The sequence below is a fragment of the Sneathiella limimaris genome, assembly GCF_012932565.1.
Lineage (GTDB): Bacteria > Pseudomonadota > Alphaproteobacteria > Sneathiellales > Sneathiellaceae > Sneathiella > Sneathiella limimaris.
Genome location: NZ_JABBYJ010000001.1, coordinates 2,777,310 through 2,799,052, shown reverse-complemented (window position 1 = coordinate 2,799,052; position 21,743 = coordinate 2,777,310). Strand labels below are relative to the sequence as shown.

General features: G+C 46.8%; 16 protein-coding genes. 7 read left to right on the top strand and 9 right to left on the bottom strand.

From position 1 onward, the window contains the following. The first annotated feature begins 1 nt into the window (after position 1). Positions 2-4,375 carry a translocation/assembly module TamB domain-containing protein gene (locus tag HH301_RS13540; RefSeq protein WP_169569421.1) on the top strand — a complete coding sequence of 1,458 codons (4,374 nt, stop codon included), beginning with the start codon at positions 2-4 and terminating at the stop codon, positions 4,373-4,375. Between the two features lie 30 nt (positions 4,376-4,405). Here HH301_RS13540 and atzF read toward each other — a convergent pair whose 3' ends face one another. From atzF to HH301_RS13515, 5 genes are read right to left on the bottom strand one after another with little or no spacing between them, the layout of a single operon-like run. Continuing rightward, positions 4,406-6,193: an allophanate hydrolase gene (atzF, locus tag HH301_RS13535; RefSeq protein ID WP_169569420.1), complete on the bottom strand. Its 1,788-nt coding sequence runs from the start codon at positions 6,191-6,193 to the stop codon at positions 4,406-4,408. A 17-nt stretch (positions 6,194-6,210) separates the two neighbouring features. Further along, positions 6,211-7,842 carry a dipeptide ABC transporter ATP-binding protein gene (locus tag HH301_RS13530; protein WP_169569419.1) on the bottom strand — a complete coding sequence of 544 codons (1,632 nt, stop codon included), beginning with the start codon at positions 7,840-7,842 and terminating at the stop codon, positions 6,211-6,213. A 2-nt stretch (positions 7,843-7,844) separates the two neighbouring features. Next, a complete protein-coding gene (locus HH301_RS13525) occupies positions 7,845-8,732 on the bottom strand; it encodes an ABC transporter permease (RefSeq protein WP_169569418.1) in 888 nt (295 codons plus the stop codon). Further along, positions 8,729-9,754 (bottom strand): ABC transporter permease, encoded by a 1,026-nt coding sequence (locus HH301_RS13520; protein WP_169569417.1) that lies wholly within the window; start codon positions 9,752-9,754, stop codon positions 8,729-8,731. The genes HH301_RS13525 and HH301_RS13520 overlap by 4 nt, the downstream gene beginning before the upstream one ends. A 4-nt stretch (positions 9,755-9,758) precedes the next feature. Continuing rightward, entirely contained in the window at positions 9,759-11,372 is a 1,614-nt protein-coding gene (locus HH301_RS13515; RefSeq protein ID WP_169569416.1) for an ABC transporter substrate-binding protein, read from the bottom strand. Between the two features lie 145 nt (positions 11,373-11,517). On the opposite strand from HH301_RS13515, the gene HH301_RS13510 reads away from it, so the two are divergent. Beyond that, positions 11,518-12,426 (top strand): LysR family transcriptional regulator, encoded by a 909-nt coding sequence (locus HH301_RS13510; RefSeq protein WP_169569415.1) that lies wholly within the window; start codon positions 11,518-11,520, stop codon positions 12,424-12,426. Positions 12,427-12,484: 58 nt separating this feature from the next. On the opposite strand, the gene HH301_RS13505 is transcribed toward HH301_RS13510, so the two are convergent. The 3 genes from HH301_RS13505 to HH301_RS13495 form a co-directional block, all read right to left on the bottom strand. Beyond that, positions 12,485-13,846 carry an MBL fold metallo-hydrolase RNA specificity domain-containing protein gene (locus tag HH301_RS13505; protein WP_169569414.1) on the bottom strand — a complete coding sequence of 454 codons (1,362 nt, stop codon included), beginning with the start codon at positions 13,844-13,846 and terminating at the stop codon, positions 12,485-12,487. Between the two features lie 78 nt (positions 13,847-13,924). After that, on the bottom strand, positions 13,925-15,154 hold the full coding sequence (locus HH301_RS13500; RefSeq protein ID WP_169569413.1) for an APC family permease: 1,230 nt from the start codon (positions 15,152-15,154) through the stop codon (positions 13,925-13,927). 315 nt (positions 15,155-15,469) lie between these two features. Then, a complete protein-coding gene (locus tag HH301_RS13495) occupies positions 15,470-16,024 on the bottom strand; it encodes a carboxymuconolactone decarboxylase family protein (RefSeq protein WP_169569412.1) in 555 nt (184 codons plus the stop codon). A 105-nt stretch (positions 16,025-16,129) separates the two neighbouring features. On the opposite strand from HH301_RS13495, the gene HH301_RS13490 reads away from it, so the two are divergent. Beyond that, on the top strand, positions 16,130-17,038 hold the full coding sequence (locus HH301_RS13490) for a LysR family transcriptional regulator (RefSeq protein WP_169569411.1): 909 nt from the start codon (positions 16,130-16,132) through the stop codon (positions 17,036-17,038). A 4-nt stretch (positions 17,039-17,042) separates the two neighbouring features. On the opposite strand, the gene HH301_RS13485 is transcribed toward HH301_RS13490, so the two are convergent. After that, complete coding sequence (locus HH301_RS13485) at positions 17,043-17,687, bottom strand: TetR family transcriptional regulator (protein ID WP_169569410.1); 645 nt, start codon at positions 17,685-17,687, stop codon at positions 17,043-17,045. A 77-nt stretch (positions 17,688-17,764) separates the two neighbouring features. Here HH301_RS13485 and HH301_RS13480 point away from each other — a divergent pair, with 77 nt between their 5' ends. The 4 genes from HH301_RS13480 to HH301_RS13465 are packed head-to-tail and all read left to right on the top strand — an operon-like array spanning position 17,765 to position 21,685. Continuing rightward, positions 17,765-19,081 carry a flavin-containing monooxygenase gene (locus tag HH301_RS13480; protein ID WP_169569409.1) on the top strand — a complete coding sequence of 439 codons (1,317 nt, stop codon included), beginning with the start codon at positions 17,765-17,767 and terminating at the stop codon, positions 19,079-19,081. Continuing rightward, complete coding sequence (locus tag HH301_RS13475; protein WP_169569408.1) at positions 19,078-19,980, top strand: bile acid:sodium symporter family protein; 903 nt, start codon at positions 19,078-19,080, stop codon at positions 19,978-19,980. Before HH301_RS13480 ends, HH301_RS13475 begins: the two co-directional genes overlap by 4 nt. Beyond that, positions 19,977-20,927, top strand: a complete 951-nt coding sequence (locus tag HH301_RS13470) for an SDR family oxidoreductase (protein WP_169569407.1) — start codon at positions 19,977-19,979, stop codon at positions 20,925-20,927. The genes HH301_RS13475 and HH301_RS13470 overlap by 4 nt, the downstream gene beginning before the upstream one ends. Next, positions 20,903-21,685: an SDR family NAD(P)-dependent oxidoreductase gene (locus tag HH301_RS13465; protein WP_206378308.1), complete on the top strand. Its 783-nt coding sequence runs from the start codon at positions 20,903-20,905 to the stop codon at positions 21,683-21,685. Before HH301_RS13470 ends, HH301_RS13465 begins: the two co-directional genes overlap by 25 nt. Positions 21,686-21,743 lie beyond the last annotated feature (58 nt).

The following is a 21,743-nucleotide window of genomic DNA, read 5'->3' as shown; positions in this document are numbered from 1 at the left end:
AATGAGCAGGCGCGCCAAAAAACTTCTCGCCCTTATAAGTGTTTCGCCAGTTCTCCTTACAGGTTTGATTGTGTTTGGGGGCTACATTTTCTTGCAAACAGATACAGGGCGATCTTTCCTGGCTGAGCAGTTGGAAGTTGCTGTCAGTGAGCCAAATGGCCTTGGTTTGAAGATTGCTGGCCTGCAAGGAGATGTCTTTGACAGTTTTCAGATCGATGAGATTAGACTGAGTGATCCTACAGGCGACTGGCTCAATATTCGAAAGCTGAACATAACTTGGTCTCCCTTAAAATTGCTGACCGGTTTAGCTCAAATTGAAGACATAAGTGCCATCTCAGTCACTGCTTTTCGTCAACCTCAGTTGCCATCCACCCAAAGCGAGGAAAGTGAAGCAGGAAAGCTTTCACTTCCGTTCAAGGTATCGCTAAGCAGGTTTTATATCGATCAACTTGATGTCAAAGAGGATGTTCTGGGTCAGGATGGTTTGCTCCGTGTGAACCTCAGTCTGAATTCCAAAACAGAAACCAGTATTTACAGCGAGCTGGAAATTACACCATTGGACGGGCAAGGCGGCTTTATTGTTGGCGAAGTTGTCTATTCACTTGAAACGAACCGTTTGGCAGTAGCTGCAGATCTGGATGGCCCTGAGGACGGGTTGATCAGTAGAGCACTTGCATTACCGGGCAACCCAGCTCTTCAGGCGTCTATAATAGGTGACGGACCTTTGAATGATTGGCAAGGCCAGGTAACAGCTAATATTGATCAACTCTTGAGTGGTGATCTCTTGATTTTCAGTCAGGGTTACGAGGATCTGCTGTTTCAAGTCTCTGGAGGTGTCAGTTTTTCTAGTGCTTTCGTCACTGAAATTCCCTTGTTGGACAGTGAACGCATAGCTGTAACTGCTGATTTGCAGTTTTCCCCAGAAAGGAACGTTTTTTCTATTCAGCAAGCCATCGTTGAAAATAATCTGGCCCGAGTGGCAACACACGGAACTGTCGGTTTGGATAATCTGGATTTAGCTGTAACCCTGGAGGCTACGCTGAAGAAAACTGAGGCGCTGGATACGTTCCTCGAGCCTGCAAGATTGGGCGGGCTGTCAGCAAAGGTCAACTTGGATGGAGATCTAACCGACACTCGGCTTCAGGCAGTCATCGTCGCAAAGGATGGCGAAATTCGGGGACAAGAAGCAGGGTCTACCATTACAACCCCTTTGGTTACGGTGAACTCTGTTTCTCGTATGTCTTTGGCAGAATTAAACGAACTCCCAATTAAAGGTGGCGTTGAAATTTCTGGGTTACAAGGGTTACCAGAACTCGCCATGAAAGTTATCGGCTCAAGCCCATCCATTAATTTTGATGCAGTTTATGATCTTCAGAAAAATGTGGCTGCTTTGAGGGATTTGGTTCTGGTATCGGATCACCTTCAAGGTCAAATTCAGGGGAAGATTGAACTTGAGAAAGGACCTGCGCAGGCGAGAATTAATCTCGATTTAGATGATTTGCAGACAATTTTACCGGCGATAAAAGGCAGGGCAAAAATTACCTCAGAGCTTAGCTCTGATGATTATCGAAAATCTGCGAATGGGACGCTTACAACTAGTTTTAAAGAACTGGACTTTGGAGAGGCAAAGCTTCAAAAGCTCTTGGGAGCTGATATCGCATTGAAGTCTGACTTCTCTGTTAATGACGAAATTTTGTTAGTCGATGCCCAATTACCGCTTCAAATCGCGCAGATTAAGACCCATGCGGAACTTCCGATTGATTTTGAGACCATCTCGGCAAATTTAGAGGCGAGCGTCCCTAATCTTGAGCGTTTCTCCGATATTGCAAGCGTCTCCTTAAAAGGCAGATCCATTGTGAAAGTGGATGTATTGGGCGCGCTCTCAGATCCTGAACTGTATGGGCAAATTGAGATGCAGTCACTTGAATTGAATGACATCTCAGTGGGAGAAGCGACTGCCAGGATAAGCGCGGTGAATTTAGCATCAAATCCAACTGGCAATGTGAAGGTAGCATTACCATCTCATCCCATTAAATTGAAACTTGGCGCCGATTATCAGTTAGTTGATGGGTCATTTTTCAATATTGCAGGGCTTGAGGTTACTCAACCCGGCAATTCAGTAACCGGTGATTTGCAAATACCTTTGGATGGAAATCCGATTGTTGGAGACCTGGTTGGTATCATTACTAAATTCGACAGTCTTTCATTGGTCTCGGATATTCCGCTGTCTGGCCAGATAAATCTAAAATCAGAGCTGAGAGACAAAGATGGAGAGCAGACCTTAACGCTGGATCTAAAGGGGTCTGATTTTTCAGTAGGTGACGATTTACCGACTATGCAATCCGTAAACTTGGGTGCAGAGTTTGATCGCCTTTTCTCAACGCCCGCCTTTGATGTTCGTCTCACCGCAGATAACATTTCAAAATCTGGATTTGCAGTTAGCAGAGCAGAAGTCAGCTCGATTGGGAAACTTGACCATGCGACATTCGAAGTGACTGTTGAAAGTGGAATGGACATACCATTTGAAGCTAAGGGTAAAGGTCAATTCTCCGTTGCGCCGGATAATATGACTTTCAGTTTGGGTGAGTTTCTAGGGTTAGTCGTGGATAAAAAGGTTCAACTTCTCACTCCTTTAAACGCTTCGAAAAGAGATGCGGATATTCGTGTCGATCCATTTGAAATGACGCTTGGGACCGGTCGAATTAAGGGTGAAGCTGATATTTCGGAAGATGCAGTGACAGCATCGCTAGCAGTGACAACTGTGCCTTTAGATATTCAGAATGTTTTTAATCCAGATTTTCCGATGATCGGGGAGTTGAACGCCCAAGCTGAATTGTTTGTAACAGCTAGCGAAGCTAGCGGTAAATTACAGTCAGATATTGTTGGCCTTCAGTTTATAGGACCTGATTTTGAAGACATTCCGCCACTCAAGAGTAACCTAAACGCAAGCCTGATGGCAGGCAAAGTTGAGTTTAATGGGAAGGTTACTGGCCTCACTGCAACTGAAATAACAGCATCTGGGCAACTGCCTGTTGGTGTTGAACTCGCTCCCTTGAATGTTCAGATTGCAAATGATGAAAACATCAAAATGGCACTGAATATCAACAGTGATTTGGATAAATTATGGCCTTTACTTGGACTTGACCGGCATTTGCTGAGGGGGCAATTGCGAGCGAATGGAGATGTTTCCGGAACCCTTGATGCACCTAAAATTGTAGGTGCACTTCAGCTCACTAATGGGCGTTATGAGGAAATTGAATTTGGGACAATTATTGAGAATTTGAACCTGAAGGCGAGCGTTCAAGAGAATGATCAGCTTGCCTTCACAGTGAATGGTGAAGACGGAGCCCAAGGAACCCTTGATGTAACCGGTTTGATAAGTCTTGTGGATCTGAAAAATCCTGAAATAAAACTCACAACCACACTTCGCGAGATGGCGGTGCTGCGCCGAGATAATCTTGCTGTAACCACTGATGCAGACTTAACTGTTGAAGGCGGAACGGAGGAGCTTCTTGTTTCGGGAGATATATCAACGAAAAGAGTGGAAGTTGATATTGGCGGCGCTATTGCACCAAGTGTGATAGATCTTCCTGTCAAAGAGGTAAATTTTCCTAAGGGAAGATCCACATCCAATAATGAAGAAACAACAGAAACTGCTCAGAATATCGCTTTGTCAATCGGTGTAGAGTTACCGGGAAGTGTTTTTATCAGAGGCCGCGGACTAGATAGTGAATGGGAAGGCAATTTTAAAATAGAGGGGCAGGCTGATGCACCGATCATCACAGGTGAGCTTCGCCCGGTAAGAGGGCAGTTTGTGTTTTCTGGAAAACAATTTGAGCTTCAAAAAGGAGCAGTTTCTCTTCGAGGGAAAACGGATGTGGATCCAGAACTATCACTTTCAGCAAAGTATGAAAGCAAAAACGTTACGGCGATTGTTTCTATAGAAGGTACAGCGTCTAACCCTAAAATTAGTTTCTCATCTCCAGATGGGTTGCCAGAGGATGAAGTATTGGCCAGGGTCCTATTTGGAAAATCGGCAGCAAAGCTCTCGGCTTTTGAGGCTGTTCAGTTGGCGCAGGCCGTCGCTGAAGTTTCTGGATCTTTCAGTGGAGTAGGGGGCGTTATGAGTTTTGCACGAGATACCCTTGGAGTGGATGTGCTGAGTGCCGGCGTAAATGAAGAAACTGGCAATGCTGAAATATCGGCTGGAAAGTATGTAACAGAAAACATTTATGTGGGGGTAGCTCAAGGCGCGACTGCCGGAAGTACGGCAGCTAAAGTCGAGATTGAGCTGACCCCCAACATAACGGTTGAAAGCGAAACGGACCAGACGAACAACAGTAGTGTTGGTGTCTTCTGGAATTGGGACTATTGAGGTGTAATGGTCAATAAAACCTTACAAATATCAAGCTACGTATCGTCGCCAGGTTTTTAACTCACTGATGTTCTTGGCCCCAGCAGCTCCCTGTGCCTCACAGATAAAACCTTTAACTTCGCTGTTATCGCTTAATGATATGGTTCCAAGTCCAAGGGGGGCAGGAATGCTCTCCAGGAAACTTCCGATCTCGGTTTTCGGAACGGCCCAGACTTCAAGCTCAATCTCACTGCCTTGTCCTGCTTCTGTTTTTACCAGTCCAGGCCGATGAGGAGGGCCGCCTGCAAGTGCGAAAAATTCATAATCACTTGCGGTTTTGGCAGTGCGAACAAAACGTCCTCCTCTGGCTATCAGGTCTTTGTTGAGTGGAAGACCAGACATATGCGCGCCACAAACGGCTATCTCAATCTCTGCGTTTGAAACTGGATTAGGATTTGTGGTAGGGGCGGGCACTTTCCAGTCAGTTGCACCCATCATAGGTTGGGTCCGTTTCTGTATCTCGATACCAATTGCCGCTATTTCTGCATCTTTTCCAGCACCTGCTAGCAGAGTTAGGCTGCCTGGACGACCATCGGTTCTGAAGCTAGTTGGCACAGCGAGTGCACACATATCCATCAGATTGACAAAGTTGGTGTAGGTTCCGAAATTTGAATTTGGCGTAACCGGATCAACATTTAGATCTTCAACGGAGTAAAAAGTTGGAATGGTCGGAACACACATCATGTCAATATCTTCCAACAAGGGCTCGGCCAGCCGTTTAAGATCTTCAAGCTTGTAAATGCCTCGAAATACATCTGCAGATGAAAAATTCTCTGCGGCTGAAATAATCTTTCGAGTAACTGGAAAAATAGCCTCCGGGTCAGTTTTCAGCATCTCTTCGATCGTTGTGTATCGTTCAGCAACCCAAGCGCCCTCGTAAAGCATATGGGCGACATTGTAGAACGGGGTGAAGTCGATTTCGATGATTTCAGCGCCCAAAGATTTTAGTGTTTCAAGCCCTTCGCGATAGGAAGCTTCCTGGACTTTATCGCCAAAAAACTCAATTGTCGCTGCGTCAGGAATACCGACCCGGAACTTTGGCGGTAGGCTTGAAAGTGATTTGGCGGCTACTTGTTTGGAATAACTATCAGCAGTATCGAAAACGCATCCTACTTGGAAAACTTTGTACGCATCTTCAACCGTCAAGGCGAAGACGGAAACTGTGTCTAAAGTCCGACAAGCTGGCACAACACCAGAAGCGGAGAAGGCCCCCAATGTGGGTTTTAATCCAACGATGTTATTGAGCGCTGCGGGCACGCGGCCGGAGCCCGCTGTATCCGTACCGAGAGAAAAGCAGGCAAAACCATGGGCAACGGACACAGCGGAACCCGAGGAAGAGCCGCCAGGTACAATTTCAGGATCCACAGCATTTTTTGGCGGCTGATAGGGTGAGCGAACACCAACCAGGCCCGTGGCAAACTGATCGAGATTGGTTTTCCCGATGAGTAATGCACCAGCTTCAATAAGGCATCTAACGATAAAAGCATCTTCTTCGGCTTCATATAGATACGCAGGACAAGCTGCTGTTGTTGGTTTGCCCTTAGCGTCGATATTATCCTTAATGACGAAGGGGATGCCCCATAAAGGCTTGCTTTGATCGAAATCTCCTAAAGCCTTAGCTGCTTCGAGTACTTCTTCTTTTTCCAAAAGATAAATAAAGATGCCAGGATCATCGACTGCTTCAATTCGTTGATAGACCAAATCCACAATCTCAGTCGCTTTCATGCCATCTTGATAAGCACCATGAATTGCGGGAATAGTAAAAGGGAGGTTTTGCATCGACGTTCCTTTGGTAATTACGCGGCAGTCTGGCCAGACGGTGGTTTTGGCGCAGTCGACAAAAGCGTGCGGGTATATTCGGAAGAAGGATTACTCATGACTAATTCTGTGGGGCCTTGCTCAACGATTTCACCATCGCGCATTACAATGACATGGTCGCTGAGTAACCGGACAACCTGAAGGTCATGACTGACAAACAGAAAACTCATTCCGAGTTTAGCCCTCAAGTCTGCGAGAAGATTAAGGACGACGGCTTGAATTGAGACGTCCAAGGCGGCTGTTGGTTCATCCAGGATCAGAAATTTTGGATTAACGGATATTGCTCTGGCAATACCAACACGGGCTTTCTGACCACCAGACAGTTGATGTGGAAACCGGTCTAATAGATGAACAGGCAATCCAACCAGCAAAGCGAGTTCCTCAACTTTGGCATTCAGCGAAGACCCTTTCATTTTCATCAGGCGTCTGAGAGGGTCAGCAATTGATTGGCGGGCCGTGTAGCGCGGGTTCAGGCTGTCTGTAGCATCCTGAAAAACCATCTGGATATCGGTTCGGCGGGGATCTTTGGCAAAATCTTTTGCAGAAACATCTGTAAGATCAGTTCCCATAAATAAGATTTCACCTGACGTGCTATCCAAAAGCCTGACCAGCATGGAAGATGTCGTTGATTTGCCGCATCCCGACTCGCCGACAAGGCCAACGGTCTGTCCTTCAAAGATTGTGAAGGAAATCCCTTTTACCGCGTCAACCGGGCCTGACTTACTTTGAAAGGTTTTGCGAAGATTTTTGACTTCCAGCAAAGGTGTTTCACTAATTTTTCTGGGAGGCAGTGGATCCGCATCTCCGTCTGGCATTAGATCCCGAATAGAGGTGCCTTTAGATGGGGTGGCTTTTACGAGTTTCTGGGTATAGGGATGAGTCGGGTTTGTGAAGATTTTCTGGGGTGTGCCCTGTTCGACGATTTCCCCATTCTTCATGACGGAAATATCATCACAATATTCCGTCGCCAGACCAAGATCATGGGTGATCAAAATGGCACTCATCTGCCTCTCCCGGATCAACTCTAATACGAGATCCATAACGGCTTTCTGAGTGGTGATATCTAGGCCTGTTGTCGGCTCGTCTGCGATTAGAAGTCTGGGGTTACAGGCGAGGGCGATAGCGATGACAACGCGCTGGCACATGCCTCCCGATAACTCAAAAGGATAAGCGTCATAGCGTTCTTCAGCATTTCGAATTTTAACGGCTTTTAAGGCCTCAATTGCTTTTTGCTTGGCTGTGTATCGTGTGGCCTGAGCATGTTGGCGGAGAACGTCCTCAATTTGATGGCCGATTTTTCGAATTGGATTAAGGGCGGCCCTCGGGTTTTGGAAAATCATTGAAATTTCCCGGCCCCTGATTTCCCCCATCTCTTGCTCGGTCGCGCGCCGAAGATCGATGCCGCTATAAGTAATTTCACCATTCTTGATGGTGCCGCCTGTATCCAGAATTCGCATGAGTGCGTATGAGGTTACCGATTTACCGGAACCAGACTCGCCTACAATCCCAAGGATTTTACCTTTCGCAACTTCTAGATTGACACCTCGTACAGCGTCGACTGCACCGCGCCGGGTATTGAAGGATACGTTCAGATCTTTGATTTGAAGCATCGTTACGTCCTTTGCCGTGGGTCAACAATATCGCGAAGCCCATCCCCGAGAAGATTAAAGGTGAAGACGGCCAGCATTAACCAAAGACCAGGAAAAACTGCGAGCCACCATTCTCCGGAGACAATGAAATTTGCACCTTCGGCCACCATAATTCCCCATTCTGGGGTTGGAGGACGCACTCCCAATCCAATAAAGCTGAGCCCTGCAGCATTTAGAATTGCCCAGCCGAGATTGAGTGAAATCTGGACCATCATTGGGGGCAGGGTGTTGGGGTAGATATGAAAAGCAAGCACACGTAGATCTGAATTGCCGGATAACTTAGCGGCTTGAACAAATCCAGCGTTGCGTCTGATGTTGACCTCAGCCCGAACAAGGCGAGCGTAAAAAGGAATGTTGATAATCGCTGTGGCGTAAACAATGTTTTCTACCGTGTTGCCAAGTGCCGCAACAATTCCCATCGCTAGTACGAAGATTGGGAAGGCCATGATGGTGTCTAGCGTTCGGCTTAACAGGATATCAAGTTTTCCGCCCCAGTATCCGGCAGCACATCCAAGGATTGATCCGAATATGAAGGATAAGGTTACGGCGGAAACAGCAATAAACAAGTCTAGTCGCGTTGCCGTAATGACGCGGCTAAAGACGTCCCGGCCAAGTGGGTCAGTTCCAAACCAATGATCCAGACTTGGCGGTTCTAGAACACGGTCTGAATTTGATGCCAACGGATCATAGGGGGCGATATGTTCTCCAAGGATTGCTGATAAAACAAAAAATGCCAGCATCATGAAGGCAATCAATGTGACTGGATTTTCCTTCAAAACATACAGAGTGTGAGAGAGGGCACCAGATTTTTGGGCTTCAGTTGAGCTTGTATTTTCTGTGGTCACTGTCATTTTGATTCAAATCCGATACGCGGATCGATCAAACTGTATGTCAAATCAATCACTAAGTTGAGTGTGACGAAAAGCAGTGCCATTGATAGAACGAAACCTTGTACAGCGGCGTAATCGGAGACCACTAGGGCCTCTACCGCGTATGAGCCAATTCCGGGCCAGGCGAAAACTTTTTCAACGAGGACGTTTGCCCCTAAAGAGAAGGAGAAAACCATGCCGAGAGTTGTGACAATCGGCAAAAGCGCGTTTCGAAAGGCATATCCGTAGGTTACGCGTGTGTTGTTCAATCCGGCGGCTTTTGCTGTTCGAATGAAGTCTGAGGACAATGCGCTTAACATGGCTGCGCGGGTCATTCTGGCGATGGGAGCCAGGGTGAACAGAGCTAGTGTTACGGCAGGCAGAATGATTTGTTTAAAGGCCGCGAACCAGGTTTCCCAATCCCCTGCTATAGCTGCATCAATGAGGTAGAAACCGGTGATGCTGTCAGGTTCAATATAGGCAAAATCCAACCTGCCGAGTGGGGACGGTGCGATTTCCAGCAGATAATAGAAAATATAAACCAATACAATTCCGGTAAAAAATGTTGGCAGGGACACACCAGCTGTCACAAGAACCCGGCAAAGTTGGTCAACGAATGATCCAGGTTTTTTGGCGGCTAGTACCCCCAGTGGGATCGCAATCGCGCAAGAGAGTATCAAGGCAGTCAAAGTTAATTCAAGAGACGCAGGTAGCCTGTTGGCAAGGTCAGTAATCACAGGCTGTCCACTGGAAACCGACTGGCCGAAATCTCCCTGCACCAAATCCAGAACATATCGAAGGAACTGTTGGGGCAGGGGTTTATCTAAGCCCATGGCTTCTCTGACTTCAGCAATGGAAGCCTCGTCTGCGGCGGCACCGGCAAAATAGACGGCAGGGTCTCCCGGGAGAGCCCGGGTTAGAATGAAACTGATCACCACAACACCGATTACAACCGGGATCGCTTGAACCAATCTCATCACTATCGCGCGCAAACGAGGCGACATGGCTTTAAACTCCCTTCAGTGGACGGATATCCAGCTGACGGTGGAACCAGAACTCATAATCCGTCGCTCCATTTGCTGCGACATTTAGGGCTGGCTGCCAAAGTGGGATACGAGGGAGATCTTCGAACGCAATTTCAAACATCCGCATGATGTTTGGCGCATATTTCGGATCATCCATGGGCATATGCAATGTATCATCAACCAATTTTTCAATTTCAGGGTTTAAGTAATTGGAAGAATTAAACAAATGTCCCTTTTTGTACGCCCAGAAGAAATAGTAATCTGGTGTGTTGAGCCAACCACCAAAGTTTTCCAGATGCAGCGGAAGTTTCTTTTCAACCAGTGCAGCTGTTCTCCAGTTTGCTCCAGGGATCTTCTCAATCTCTGTTGAAATTCCGATTTTAGCGAGATTTTCCTGAATAAGCAGAGCTGTGGGTTCCATCCAATCTGCAAGTCCAAGACTTATCGAAAATGGTACAGAGAAACCGCTGGCAAACCCGGATTTGGCCATCAGTTCCTTCGCCTTATCTAAATCGGTGTAATATGGTGATTTGCGCGGCCATTCGATGGAGTCAATTGTCTCTGGTCCACCCCAAAGCTTGGCGCCACGTCCGTAGGCAGCTGTTTGGAAAATTTCTTCATAAGGAATGGAGTAGGCAACTGCTTTGCGGACATTTGGATCCTGGAAGGGTTCAAATGTGTAGTTAAGTCCGACGCAATGCATGCAATTTTCAATTGGCGTAGAATAGACGTCAACTTTATCAGCCAGTTCTTTTGCATCTTTGTTTGGAATGTTAAAAGACAGTTGAACATTGCCTTTTTCAATAAGTGCCCGGCGGGTCGCGGGGCTTGGGACTTCCCGAACGATCACGCGTTTGGCGGCAGGCAAGGGGCCACCAACCCAATCATCATTCCGTTCATAAACCAGTTGCTCACCTGGCATCCATTTAGCCACTTTAAAAGCACCAGAGCCGGCTGGGGTTTTATGCAGGTAATCGGTTGCCCATGGATCTTTTTCTGTGGCATTTGCCTTGGCCACTTTTGAATTTATGATAAACGGTACAGGAACTGCTAGATCAGGGATGGTGAGTTTTGAGGGCCTTTCAAGCTTGATAACGAAAGTTTCATCATCCACTGCTTCAAACTGCTCAGGTTTGACCAAACCGCCAGCTTTCATTTGAACGCTTGGGAAACCGCCAACAGAAACGGCTCGGTCAAAGGACCATTTTACGTCTTCTGCTGTCACTTTGCTGCCGTCCCAAAATTTGGCATCTTTTTTTAGCTTGAAGGTTAGTGTCAGGCCGTCTTCAGAAACTGTCCAACTTTCAGCTAACTCTGGTTCAATCTTAGAATAGTCATAGGAAAGTCCTCCGCCTGGAGCCTCTTTGGTTCCGAAGGAGACCAACCTGTCGTAACAGTTGACCGCAACTTGATAACTGGCTCGGTTAGTTCCTTTTCGGTGAAGGTCGAGACTGTTAATCGTCTGCCCCGTTACCGCTACAATTACGTCTTTGCCAGCTGCCTGAGCTGGTAGAGATTTGAGAAATGGTAACGTGGAAGCACCCAGTACCCCACCAGACATTTTTAGGAAGTTTCGTCTCGAAGTCGCTAGAGTCATTTGATTTCCTTTCAGCGCACAGAAAACAGGAATGGGGAATTTGCGGCACTGCACAAAAGCGTGCCTCTATACCTGTTGCAAATCAAATGCTATAAATTCACAAAAGCGGTGCATTTTATGCATCAGTCCAAAAAGGTGTATGAAAATGAAGCACTTGCAAACATTCTTTCTGATTGAAGCGGTCAACAGGGCTGGGTCTATTCGAAAAGCTGCTGAGGATATGAACATTACAGCTTCAGCACTGAACAGAAGGATTCAGAGATTTGAAGCCGAGTTTGGCTCCCAAATCTTTGAGCGTTTGCCACGAGGGGTCCGCTTAAACCCTGCGGGTGAGTTAGTCATTCAACATATTCGAAGTCAGGTCTCGGAATTGGAGCGCGTCCAAAACCAAGTCGCTGATCTTTCTGGTGAGAGGAGGGGGCATATTTCCATAGCGTGTTCGCAGGCCATGCTTCCCTATTTCTTGCCTGCTGAAATCGCCAGATATCGGGAGGAGCATCCGGGTGTCAGTTTTTCTGTAAATGTAAGGGACCGAGCACAGGCAGAGCAGGATCTGAGCACATTTGCCAGTGATTTGGCGTTAGTGTTCGAACCGGTTCATCTGGTCGACTTTGAGATTTTATGTTCAATACCGCAACCGGTGACAGTTTTGATGGCACCAGATCATCCACTTGCAGAAAAGAAGGAGCTCCGTCTCAGGGATTGCCTGGACTATGCGCATATTTTACCGTCTCATCATATCGGCGTCCGCCACTTGATTGAAACATCTGCTCATAGACTTTCTCGAACGACAGCACCCATCGTGGAAACCGATTCCTTTGAATTTATTCGCCACTATGTTTTGCAGGAAAAATGTATTGGATTTCAAATTCCAATTGGCTTGCAGGTCAATCCATCCCGTCCGATGGTTTTAAAAGAAATATCGAGTAAAGACATTCCCATTGGGCATTTGTTCCTTGGTCAGCTAAAGGGGCGAACCTTGCCCGTGGCACCTTCGCGATTTGCGCTTCGTTTAGCTGCTATCTTGGAAGAGCGATACAATAAAAATTTGTGAGCTGCAGAGGATCGTAGACTGTCAAAAGCCGCGCATTGATAGTTAAGGCTTTTTACCTTCAAAACTCCACTTCTTCCAGATATTCAGGAACAGAAACTTTCCAGCCAAGTTCGGCTTCAATCCGTTCTTTTAGTGTCCGAGCTGCAGATGCCTCGCCATGGGTGATGAAGGTTTCTTGCGGTGGTTCTCTGAAACCTTTGAGCCACTCCATAATTTCTTGCCAGTCGCTATGTGCCGAGAGGTTATCCAAAATTTGGATTTCGGCGTTGACTGCATAGTCGTAACCGTGGATGCGGATTGTTTTTTCGCCCTGCAGAATTCGTTGGCCTCGGGTGCCTTCGGCCTGAAAGCCAGTGAATAGAATTGTGTTATTCGGGTTTTCGATGAAATGCTTTAGATGATGCAAAACACGCCCACCGGTTGCCATACCGCTGGCAGAGACAATAATTGAGGGCATGTTATTGTTTTTACTGTAGATCTCTTTCGACTGATCGACCGTTTTTGTGTAAATCACATTATGGCACATTGTGTTGCAAGTTTGCCGGGACAGTCGATGTTCTGAAGAGTGGCGATGCAACAGCTCTGTTGCACTGATCGCCATGGGGCTGTCTAAATAAACTGGCATATGGGGAATTCGGTCAGCTTCTTTCAGTTGATGGATTAAGAAAAGAAGACTTTGAGCACGCCCTACAGCAAAGGCTGGAATTATTAAAGTACCCCCGCGTTTTATGGTTCTTAATATCACATCTTCCAACTGATCGAGAGGGGCAGTCGTTTCGTGTAATCTGTCTCCGTAAGTGGATTCCAGTAACAGTATATCCGTTTGCTGAATTTGCGCAGGGGGGCGCATGACCGGATCTTCCGGGCGACCCAAATCACCAGAAAAAGTAATGGTTTTCTGGCTGTTTTTCACGGTAACGCAAGCGGCTCCCAAAATATGTCCCGCGTGGGTCAACTGGAACACGAGCTCTCCGCTGAGGGAATGGAAATCACCAAAAGAAACAGGCCGTAAATGCGTTAGGGCAACTTCCGCATCTTTGATTGTGTAGAGGGGAAGGGCCGGGTGATGTTTTGAATACCCATAGCGATTGGCCCGGTTTGCGTCTTCTTCCTGAAGATGTGCGCTATCTGGCAGAAGGATACGGCACAGATCAGCAGTAGCCTCTGAACAATAAACTGGGCCTGAAAAGCCCTCCCGAACGAGAAGTGGTAAATAGCCACTATGATCGATATGTGCGTGGGTCAGGATAACAGCATCAATTGAGGAGGGGTCGAGCGGTAATCTCGCCCAATTCCTCAGTCGCAGCTCTTTTAAACCTTGAAACAGACCACAATCTACCAGAACCCTGGCATCTGATGTTTCGAGTAGATATTTTGATCCGGTGACGGTGCCGGTCGCACCAAGGAAAGAAAGCTTCATGACTTACCAGCTTTTAGATAAGGGGTTTCTACCATCATATTAATCAGTATATGAGATCACAAGTAGCGGTTTCTTATTTCAGAGTGTCAAAAATTGGCTCAATAGCAGCCCAAGACTTGTCAGTAATCCACATATTGGAACCCAGATTGGGACAATGAATGCTTTGGTTTCTGGGAGTTCTGCTCTGAGTTTGACGAAAATAAGAGCCAGATTTACGAGACAGAACACAGAAAGTACAACTGAGGAAGTGGTCTCTGCCAGTTTGACGATCGGGAAAAATAATGCGAGGGCTAAAACGATCAGAGTGACTAAGACAGTCGCGTTTAAAGGGGTACGGGTTTTTGCATTAATGTTACCAAGAAATTCAGGGAGGTTACCTTGAATGCTGAGGCCGTAAATTACTCTGGACGCCATAATGATTTGAACCAGAACGCCGTTCAAAGTGGCGAAAATTGCGATCAGGACAAATACTGACGTAAGTAATGGCGATGCACCTTCGAAAACCAGCTGAAGAGGAGCAGATGATTGTACGAGCTGGTCCATCGGGACCGAGAGAACAACCGTGGTGACAACGCAAAAATAGATCAAAGTTGATAAGATCAGCGTGAGGAATATGCCTCTTGGGAGATTTTTTTCTGGGTTCTTGACCTCTTCGGCTACATTGGCCATGTCTTCAAAGCCAACGAAGGCAAAGAAGGCGAGTAAGCCGGCTGATAATATTCCCCCCCATTCTTCGACGTTAAATTCGGGCAGGATATTTGGTATGTCTGTGAGCAAATCAGGTTTGTTCGCAACACCGTATCCAATAACCAGAGCCAATCCACTTAGTTCGATCAAAGTCAGAATGGAAGCCAGCGTTACTGACTCGACAATTCCCCATATTGCAATTAACCCAATGATGGAGATTACGATTGTGACAAGAGTAGTTTCATTTAACGGAATAAAGGTTTGTAGATAGCCGACGGCACCAATGGAGACTGCGGCTGAGGAAACAATGCCTGAGAGGACAACCAATAACCCAACAATCAATGAGAGAAAATTTGATCTAAAGCCCCTACGGACATATTCAGCCTCGCCCGCTGAAACTGGAAAACGGGTAGAGAGCTCCGAGTAAGAAAATCCTGTGAAAGCGACAACGCAGGCCGCCAACAAGAAAGCAATTGGCGCATGAATACCGGCTTTGCTGGCAGTCGCACCGACCAACACATAAATGCCTGCACCCACTGTAACTCCGAGACCATAAAGAGTAAGAAGGCTCAAAGAAAGCTGCCGGTTTAAAGTTGGTTTTTCTTCTAAGTCAGTTGCCATTTTCCATGTCAGTCTTGTGAAAGGGCTCTTCATCACGGAAGATTATTATATTTCGACTTTCACATTATGACAGGATTTGACTGTCTTGAAATTGTTTTTGCGCAAGGCTAAATATTAGCGCTACAGGGGTATCCGCGAACAATGCAGAAGATATTTTCGATGTTTTGGGCGTAATAGGTCCTGGACTAAAAAATCGAATATGATTTGTAAGAATTTAGATTTTGAAGCGTTGCAAGTATTGATGTTCATCGGCTACTCCTTTCTGAAGCGTTGAGAAAGGGATGGCCAAGGGGATTTTTGGCCATCCCATCAGCCTCAACTCGCGATCTGCTGATCGTCGATAGCAGGGAAATCGATTTCAGTTTCAGCGACACTGTTGAGGTAGTTTGTCCAGGTGTTGAGGGCGACATGCTGGACAATTTCAATGATTTGTGCGTCATCATATCCGGCATCGCGAATGGCCCGGAGATCGTCAGATGAGACGCGTCCTTTTTCGTTTGTGACTTTGACGGCGAAACGAACAGCGGCATCAGCTTTTGCATCGTTTGAGTGACCATTTCGGTTAGCAAGTATTTCAGCGTCATCCAACTTAGCTAGGTTTTTGCCAAGGTATGTATGCGCTGACAGGCAGTAACCACATCCGTTAATCTGAGAAACAGCGAGCGCAACTCTCTCTCTTGTTGCGGCTGGTAAAGCTCCTTTTCCCAGAGCGCCGAAAATACCAAGATAACCCTCGAGTGCAGCTGGGCTCACACTGGCGAGGCGGAACAAATTTGGGACACTGCCAAGCATCTGTTTCACATTTTGTAACAAAGGTTGAGACGCGACTGGAGCTTCTTCGATAGTTGCTGGGATTGTGATACGGGACATTCTTTAATTCCTTTCATTCTGTTGACGAACTACATTTAGGTGTTTTTGTTTTTTGAGAGAATGGTATATTTATGGAATGGTCGTTTCCAAAAAATGGAAAGAGTTATGCCGGATCGATTTGAAACCATGTCCATTCTGATCTCTGTGATTGATGCAGGGAGCCTGACAGCGGGGGCAAAGGCCTTAAGAATGCCAATTGCAACGGTTAGCCGTAGAATTTCAGATTTGGAGCAACAGTTAGGAACTGAATTATTGCTGCGATCTCCAAGGGGGCTAACCCTTACTGATACAGGGGTTGCTTATGCAGCGGCTTGCCGAAAAATCATTGACGAGGTGAATGAGGCAGAGAGAGCCGCATCCGGTGAATTTACATCTCCGAAGGGTAAATTGACCATGACAGCACCCATTGTTTTTGGTCGATTGCACGTTTTGCCAGCTATCAATAGTTTCTTGATGGCCTACCCGGAAGTATCTGTTGATTTGGAGCAGACTGACCGGCCTGTAAACCTCCTGGAAGAGCATCTTGACTTAGCTGTTCGAATTGGACCACTGGCAGATAGCCCCCTAAAGGCGAGGAGACTGGGTGAGATCCGCCAGGTCGTTGTAGCCAGTCCAGACTACCTGGAGAATAAGGGGCGGCCGCTAAAGCCCACGGACCTTTGTGATTTTGATTGCATCTCTTTTCGGAGCCTTGTGGGTGTATCCTATTGGGACTTTTTTGATGAGCCTAAAAAAATGACGGTTCCAGTCCCAACCCGTTTGGCGGTCAATACGGCTGAGGCAGCCGTGTTGGCGGCTGAAGAGGGAGTTGGGGTAACCCGTGTTCTTTGTTATCAAGTTGCGGATGCGCTTCGGGCGGGACGGCTACAGTTAATCTTGGAGGACTATGAATTGCCGCCTTGGCCAGTTCACATGCTTTATGAGGATAGATCTTTAATTCCTCAAAAAATAAGAGCTTTTTTGGATTTTGCTGCTCCTAGAATTTCCAAGGAATTAGCATTGGCCTTAGTATAAGTAATCAGGAATTAGAAGATAGCAGAGCGTGCATTCCTGCGGCGCAAAACTTCACAAGATCATCAAGTGAGGCCTCACTGGATTGTCCGCCGAGACTTTCAATTCGCCATGTAGAGTTAAAAAATGCCAGCAATGCAGCAACAGAATATACCTGACCTGTCGCGGCTTTGTGCAACTCAGCCTCTGGATAGAGTTTTAGGATTTCCTCTAGGAAAACATGAGTTGTGGGATCGAAGCAGTCGGCAGCAAGCTGTTGCCATCTGGGATCTGCCGATACATGAGCGACAAGTCGACCATAATTGAACCAGCTTTCTCCTTCATCAGATACAAGTTTGACATATGCTCTGAAAAAACAGTCCAGGATCAAAGAGAGGGTCAAGGAACCCTGTTCACGCAAAGTTTCAAGATCCCTCAAACGAATAGTGGCAAGTTGATCCGCCCGGCGCTTTACAGTTTGCGTGAATAGGTCTTCTTTACTTCCCCCATGATGACGGACGAGGCCGACAGGTACGTCTGCCAGCTTTGCGATATCTCTTAAGGAAGCTCCCTCAAAGCCTTGTTTGGAAAATGAAATTTCCGCAGCGTTGAAAATCCTCTCCTTGGTGAGAAGTGATTTTTTTGACGGGGCGCGTTTTCTGGTGGCGGGCACAGACTTATGGCTTTCGAAAAAATGAGTTGCCTTATTTTGTACAATTGTACAATCTAAATAGCAATAGGGAGGACATAATGAATAATCCGATAAAACGGTATGCCTTGATAGGGGCAGGACCGATGGGTCTTGCGATGGCCAAAGTCCTAAAGGAGTTGGATATTCCTTTTCAGGGCTTTGAGATGCATTCTGACGTTGGGGGTCTTTGGGATATCGATGGTCCCAAGTCCACGATGTATGAAACTGCCCATCTAATTTCGTCAAAAAAGATGACGGAATTTACGGATTTCCCCATGGAGGAGAGTGTTGCTGAATACCCCTCTCACAAGGAAATGAAGAGTTATTTTCGGGCATTTGCAGATCACTATAAGCTGAGGGAAAACTATCGTTTCAATGCTGAAGTGTTGAACGTAGTGCCAGTTGGAAAATCTGGAGAAGGCTGGACTTTTACCTGGAAAGACAATGAGGGGGCTCATTCAGATGTGTTTGCGGGTGTTTTGATCGCTAACGGAACCCTTTCTGAACCTAATATGCCCTCTTTCCCTGGCGAATTTAGCGGTGAATTAATTCATTCCAGCAAGTATCGTTACCCAGAGCAGTTTAAGGGTAAAAAAGTCCTTGTTGTTGGTGCTGGAAATTCCGGTTGTGATATCGCGGTGGATGCAATCCATCATGCGTCTAGTTGTGACCTTTCTTTACGCCGCGGATATTACTTTGTGCCCAAATACGTATTTGGCAAACCGGCAGATACTCTTGGGGGAATGATAAAGCTTCCTATGTGGTTGAAGCGAAAAGTGGATGGGATGATCCTCAAATGGTTTGTTGGAAATCCTCAGAAATATGGATTCCCAAAGCCTGATTATAAACTATATGAAAGTCACCCCATTGTTAATTCTTTGGTCCTTTATCATGCGGGCCATGGAGATATCAGAATTCGCCCGGATGTAGAAGTAATGTCGGGAAAGTCGGTCACTTTTAAAGATGGGTCCCAGGCCGAATACGACATGATCCTGGCTGCGACAGGTTACAAACTTCATTACCCGTTTATAGATCAAGAACTTCTGAATTGGACAGGCGACGCCCCCCATTTATTTCTGAACGCGTTCCATCCCAGCCGGGATGATCTGTTTGTCTTAGGAATGGTAGAGGCTAGTGGCCTTGGCTGGCAAGGCCGCCATGAGCAGGCAGAAATGGTTGGCAGATACATCAAGGGGCTGGAGGCCGGAAGTGCTACTGCTATGGAGTTGCAAGCCACTAAATCCAGAAATTTTGAACGTGCAACAGGGGGAGTGGATTACCTGAAACTACCGCGCATGGCTTATTACGTGGATAAAGCAACTTATCGGAAATCGGTTAATGACTGGATTGGTCGCTTGAAAGGTAATCAGGCATGACTGGTATTGATGATGTGACATTGAATTTCAGTCCGGGGTCCATGTGGATCTTAAATGCTGTCCTGGCGATCGTAATGTTTTCAATTGCTCTGGATTTAGCGCCCTCAGATTTTCATCGCTTGAGAAAAGCGCCGAAGGCATTATTGGTTGGTTTCTTCTCTCAGTTTATTGTTTTGCCAGTGCTAACTTTTCTAATGGTGCTAGCGATTGAGCCCCGTCCGTCGATAGCGCTTGGCTTAATGTTGGTTGCCGCTTGTCCTGGTGGAAATATATCCAACTTCATTACCCATAGAGCGGGGGGTAACGCAGCCCTTTCTGTTTCCATGACAGGCATTGCAACAGTGGCGGCTATTTTGATCACGCCATTTAACATTGCCTTTTGGGGAAGCTTGTATCCGCCGACCCACGCGATTTTGCAGCAGACCTCAATTGATCCAGTCCAAATTGCTATAACGGTTGGATTGATGCTTGTTTTGCCGTTAATCCTAGGGGTCCAGTGCAATCACCGGTACCCATCAGTCGCAGCAAAAATTCGAAGACCGCTTCAGTGGGTCGCAATGATCATTTTCATCGCCTTTGTCATCCTGGCGCTTGCTGCGAACTGGTCCTATTTCCTGGCTTACGCTGGGGCCGTGGCAGGGTTGGTAATCTTGCATAATTCTCTGGCTTTGATCGGTGGATGGATTACAGCAACAGCATTTCGTCTGTCTCCTTTTGATCGCAGGGCAATCACGATCGAGACTGGAATTCAGAACTCAGCATTAGGTCTTGTACTTATATTTGCCTTTTTTAATGGGTTGGGGGGAATGGCTGTTGTAGCTGCCTTTTGGGGTATTTGGCATGCGATTTCAGGTCTTGGTCTTGCTTTTTTGTTCGCCCGGACAGAGGCACCGCGATGACTGATAAGTGTCGAATATTGGTAACCGGTGCAGGCGGTTTAGTCGGTAAGGCTTTTTTGAAACTGGCATCCGAACAGTCAAATTTCGAAGTTCTGGCGACAGATATTGGGCCAATAAAAGGTTTGCCGGATAACATCCGATATGAATCTATGGATGTGACATCAGAGGATCCAGATCGTCTGGTATCTCAGTTCAAACCCCATGTCGTAGTCCATTTGGCATCGATCGTAACTCCACCTAAAGGCACTGGTAGAGATTTTGCCTATAAAGTGGATGTCATAGGGACGAAGAACGTTCTTCAGGCTGCCATCCAATATGGGGTGAAGCGAATAGTTGTTACGTCTTCGGGGGCGGCTTATGGGTATTACGCGGACAATCCAGTGCCACTGACAGAAGATTGCCAGGTGAGGGGGAATGAGGAATTCCCTTATTCGCATCATAAGCGGTTGGTTGAAGAAATGCTGGCAACAGCGCGGGATAAATCCCCAGCATTGGAGCAGGTTGTTTTCAGAGTGGGAACGGTGCTTGGGGAGCGAACGGATAATCAGATCACAGCACTTTTCCAGAAACCTAAGCTTCTCGGGTTAAAAGGGTTTGAGAGCCCATTTGTATTCATCTGGACTGAGGATCTCGCGCGCATTTTGTTCAGGGCTGTCAAGGAGGGGCCTGCAGGTATTTACAATGTTGCCGGTGATGGCGCGATGGGCATAAGTGATCTTGCCATTGCCATGCAAAAAAAGATTACCTGGATACCTTCTTGGGTGGTTAAGGCAGGGTTGGCTATCGCAAAGCCTTTAGGGTTATCGCAATACGGGCCTGAACAGGTTCGCTTCCTGCAATATCGGCCAGTTCTCGATAATAAAAAGCTGAAGGAAGTGTTTGGGTACATACCCGAAAAAACAAGCGCTCAGGTGTTTGCGTTATGGCAGAAGAGTATGAACTTATGAAAAAGGCTCTCATCACTGGGGGAGCTGGCGGTCTTGGCCAGGCCTTAACCAAACAGCTTCAAGCGTTTGGCTGGCATGTCATCATTCTTGATGTGTCTTCACAGGGTCTGAAAAGTACTGAGCAGTTGGAAGTGCACCTTTGCGATCTTACGGATAAAGAAGCGAGATCTAAAGTTGTTCAGCAGGTCCTGTCTCAACATCCGAAACTTGATCTGGTCATCTATAACGCGGGAGTTACTCAAATTGGCTCATTTGATCAGATAGATATGGAAAGTCATCGGAAGCTCTTTGAAATTAATTACTTCTCAGCAGTGGCCCTGGCCATTCAACTTGCACCCGCGATCAGGGCTGCAAAAGGATGCCATTTGGCGATTTCTTCAGTGGCTGGATTTGCGCCTCTCTACCATCGAACCTCCTATTCAGCTTCAAAACATGCATTAGAAGGTTTTTTTAAGTCATTGAGATCAGAAGAAAAACTGCATGGTGTCGATGTATTGATTGCTGCTCCCTCATTCGTTGCGACTAACATCTCGAAGGGTCGTGAAGGCAGCACAGGGTTTCAACGCCCGGGCTCTGCAAGTGACGCGAAGGATGCGATGGGTCCAGAGGAGGCAGCTCAGGAAATTCTGAAGGGTTACGAAAAAAAGCGATCCATGATCCCCGTTGGCCGTATCGCCAAGTTGGCTTGGCGTCTAAATCGTTTCTTCCCAGATTTCTATCAGTCCTTGATGGAGAAGCAGATTTCAGGAAAAGATTAACTTTTGATGTCAGCAAAGTTCATAAAGAATTCCAGACTTAAGGAAACTTATGAGGAGC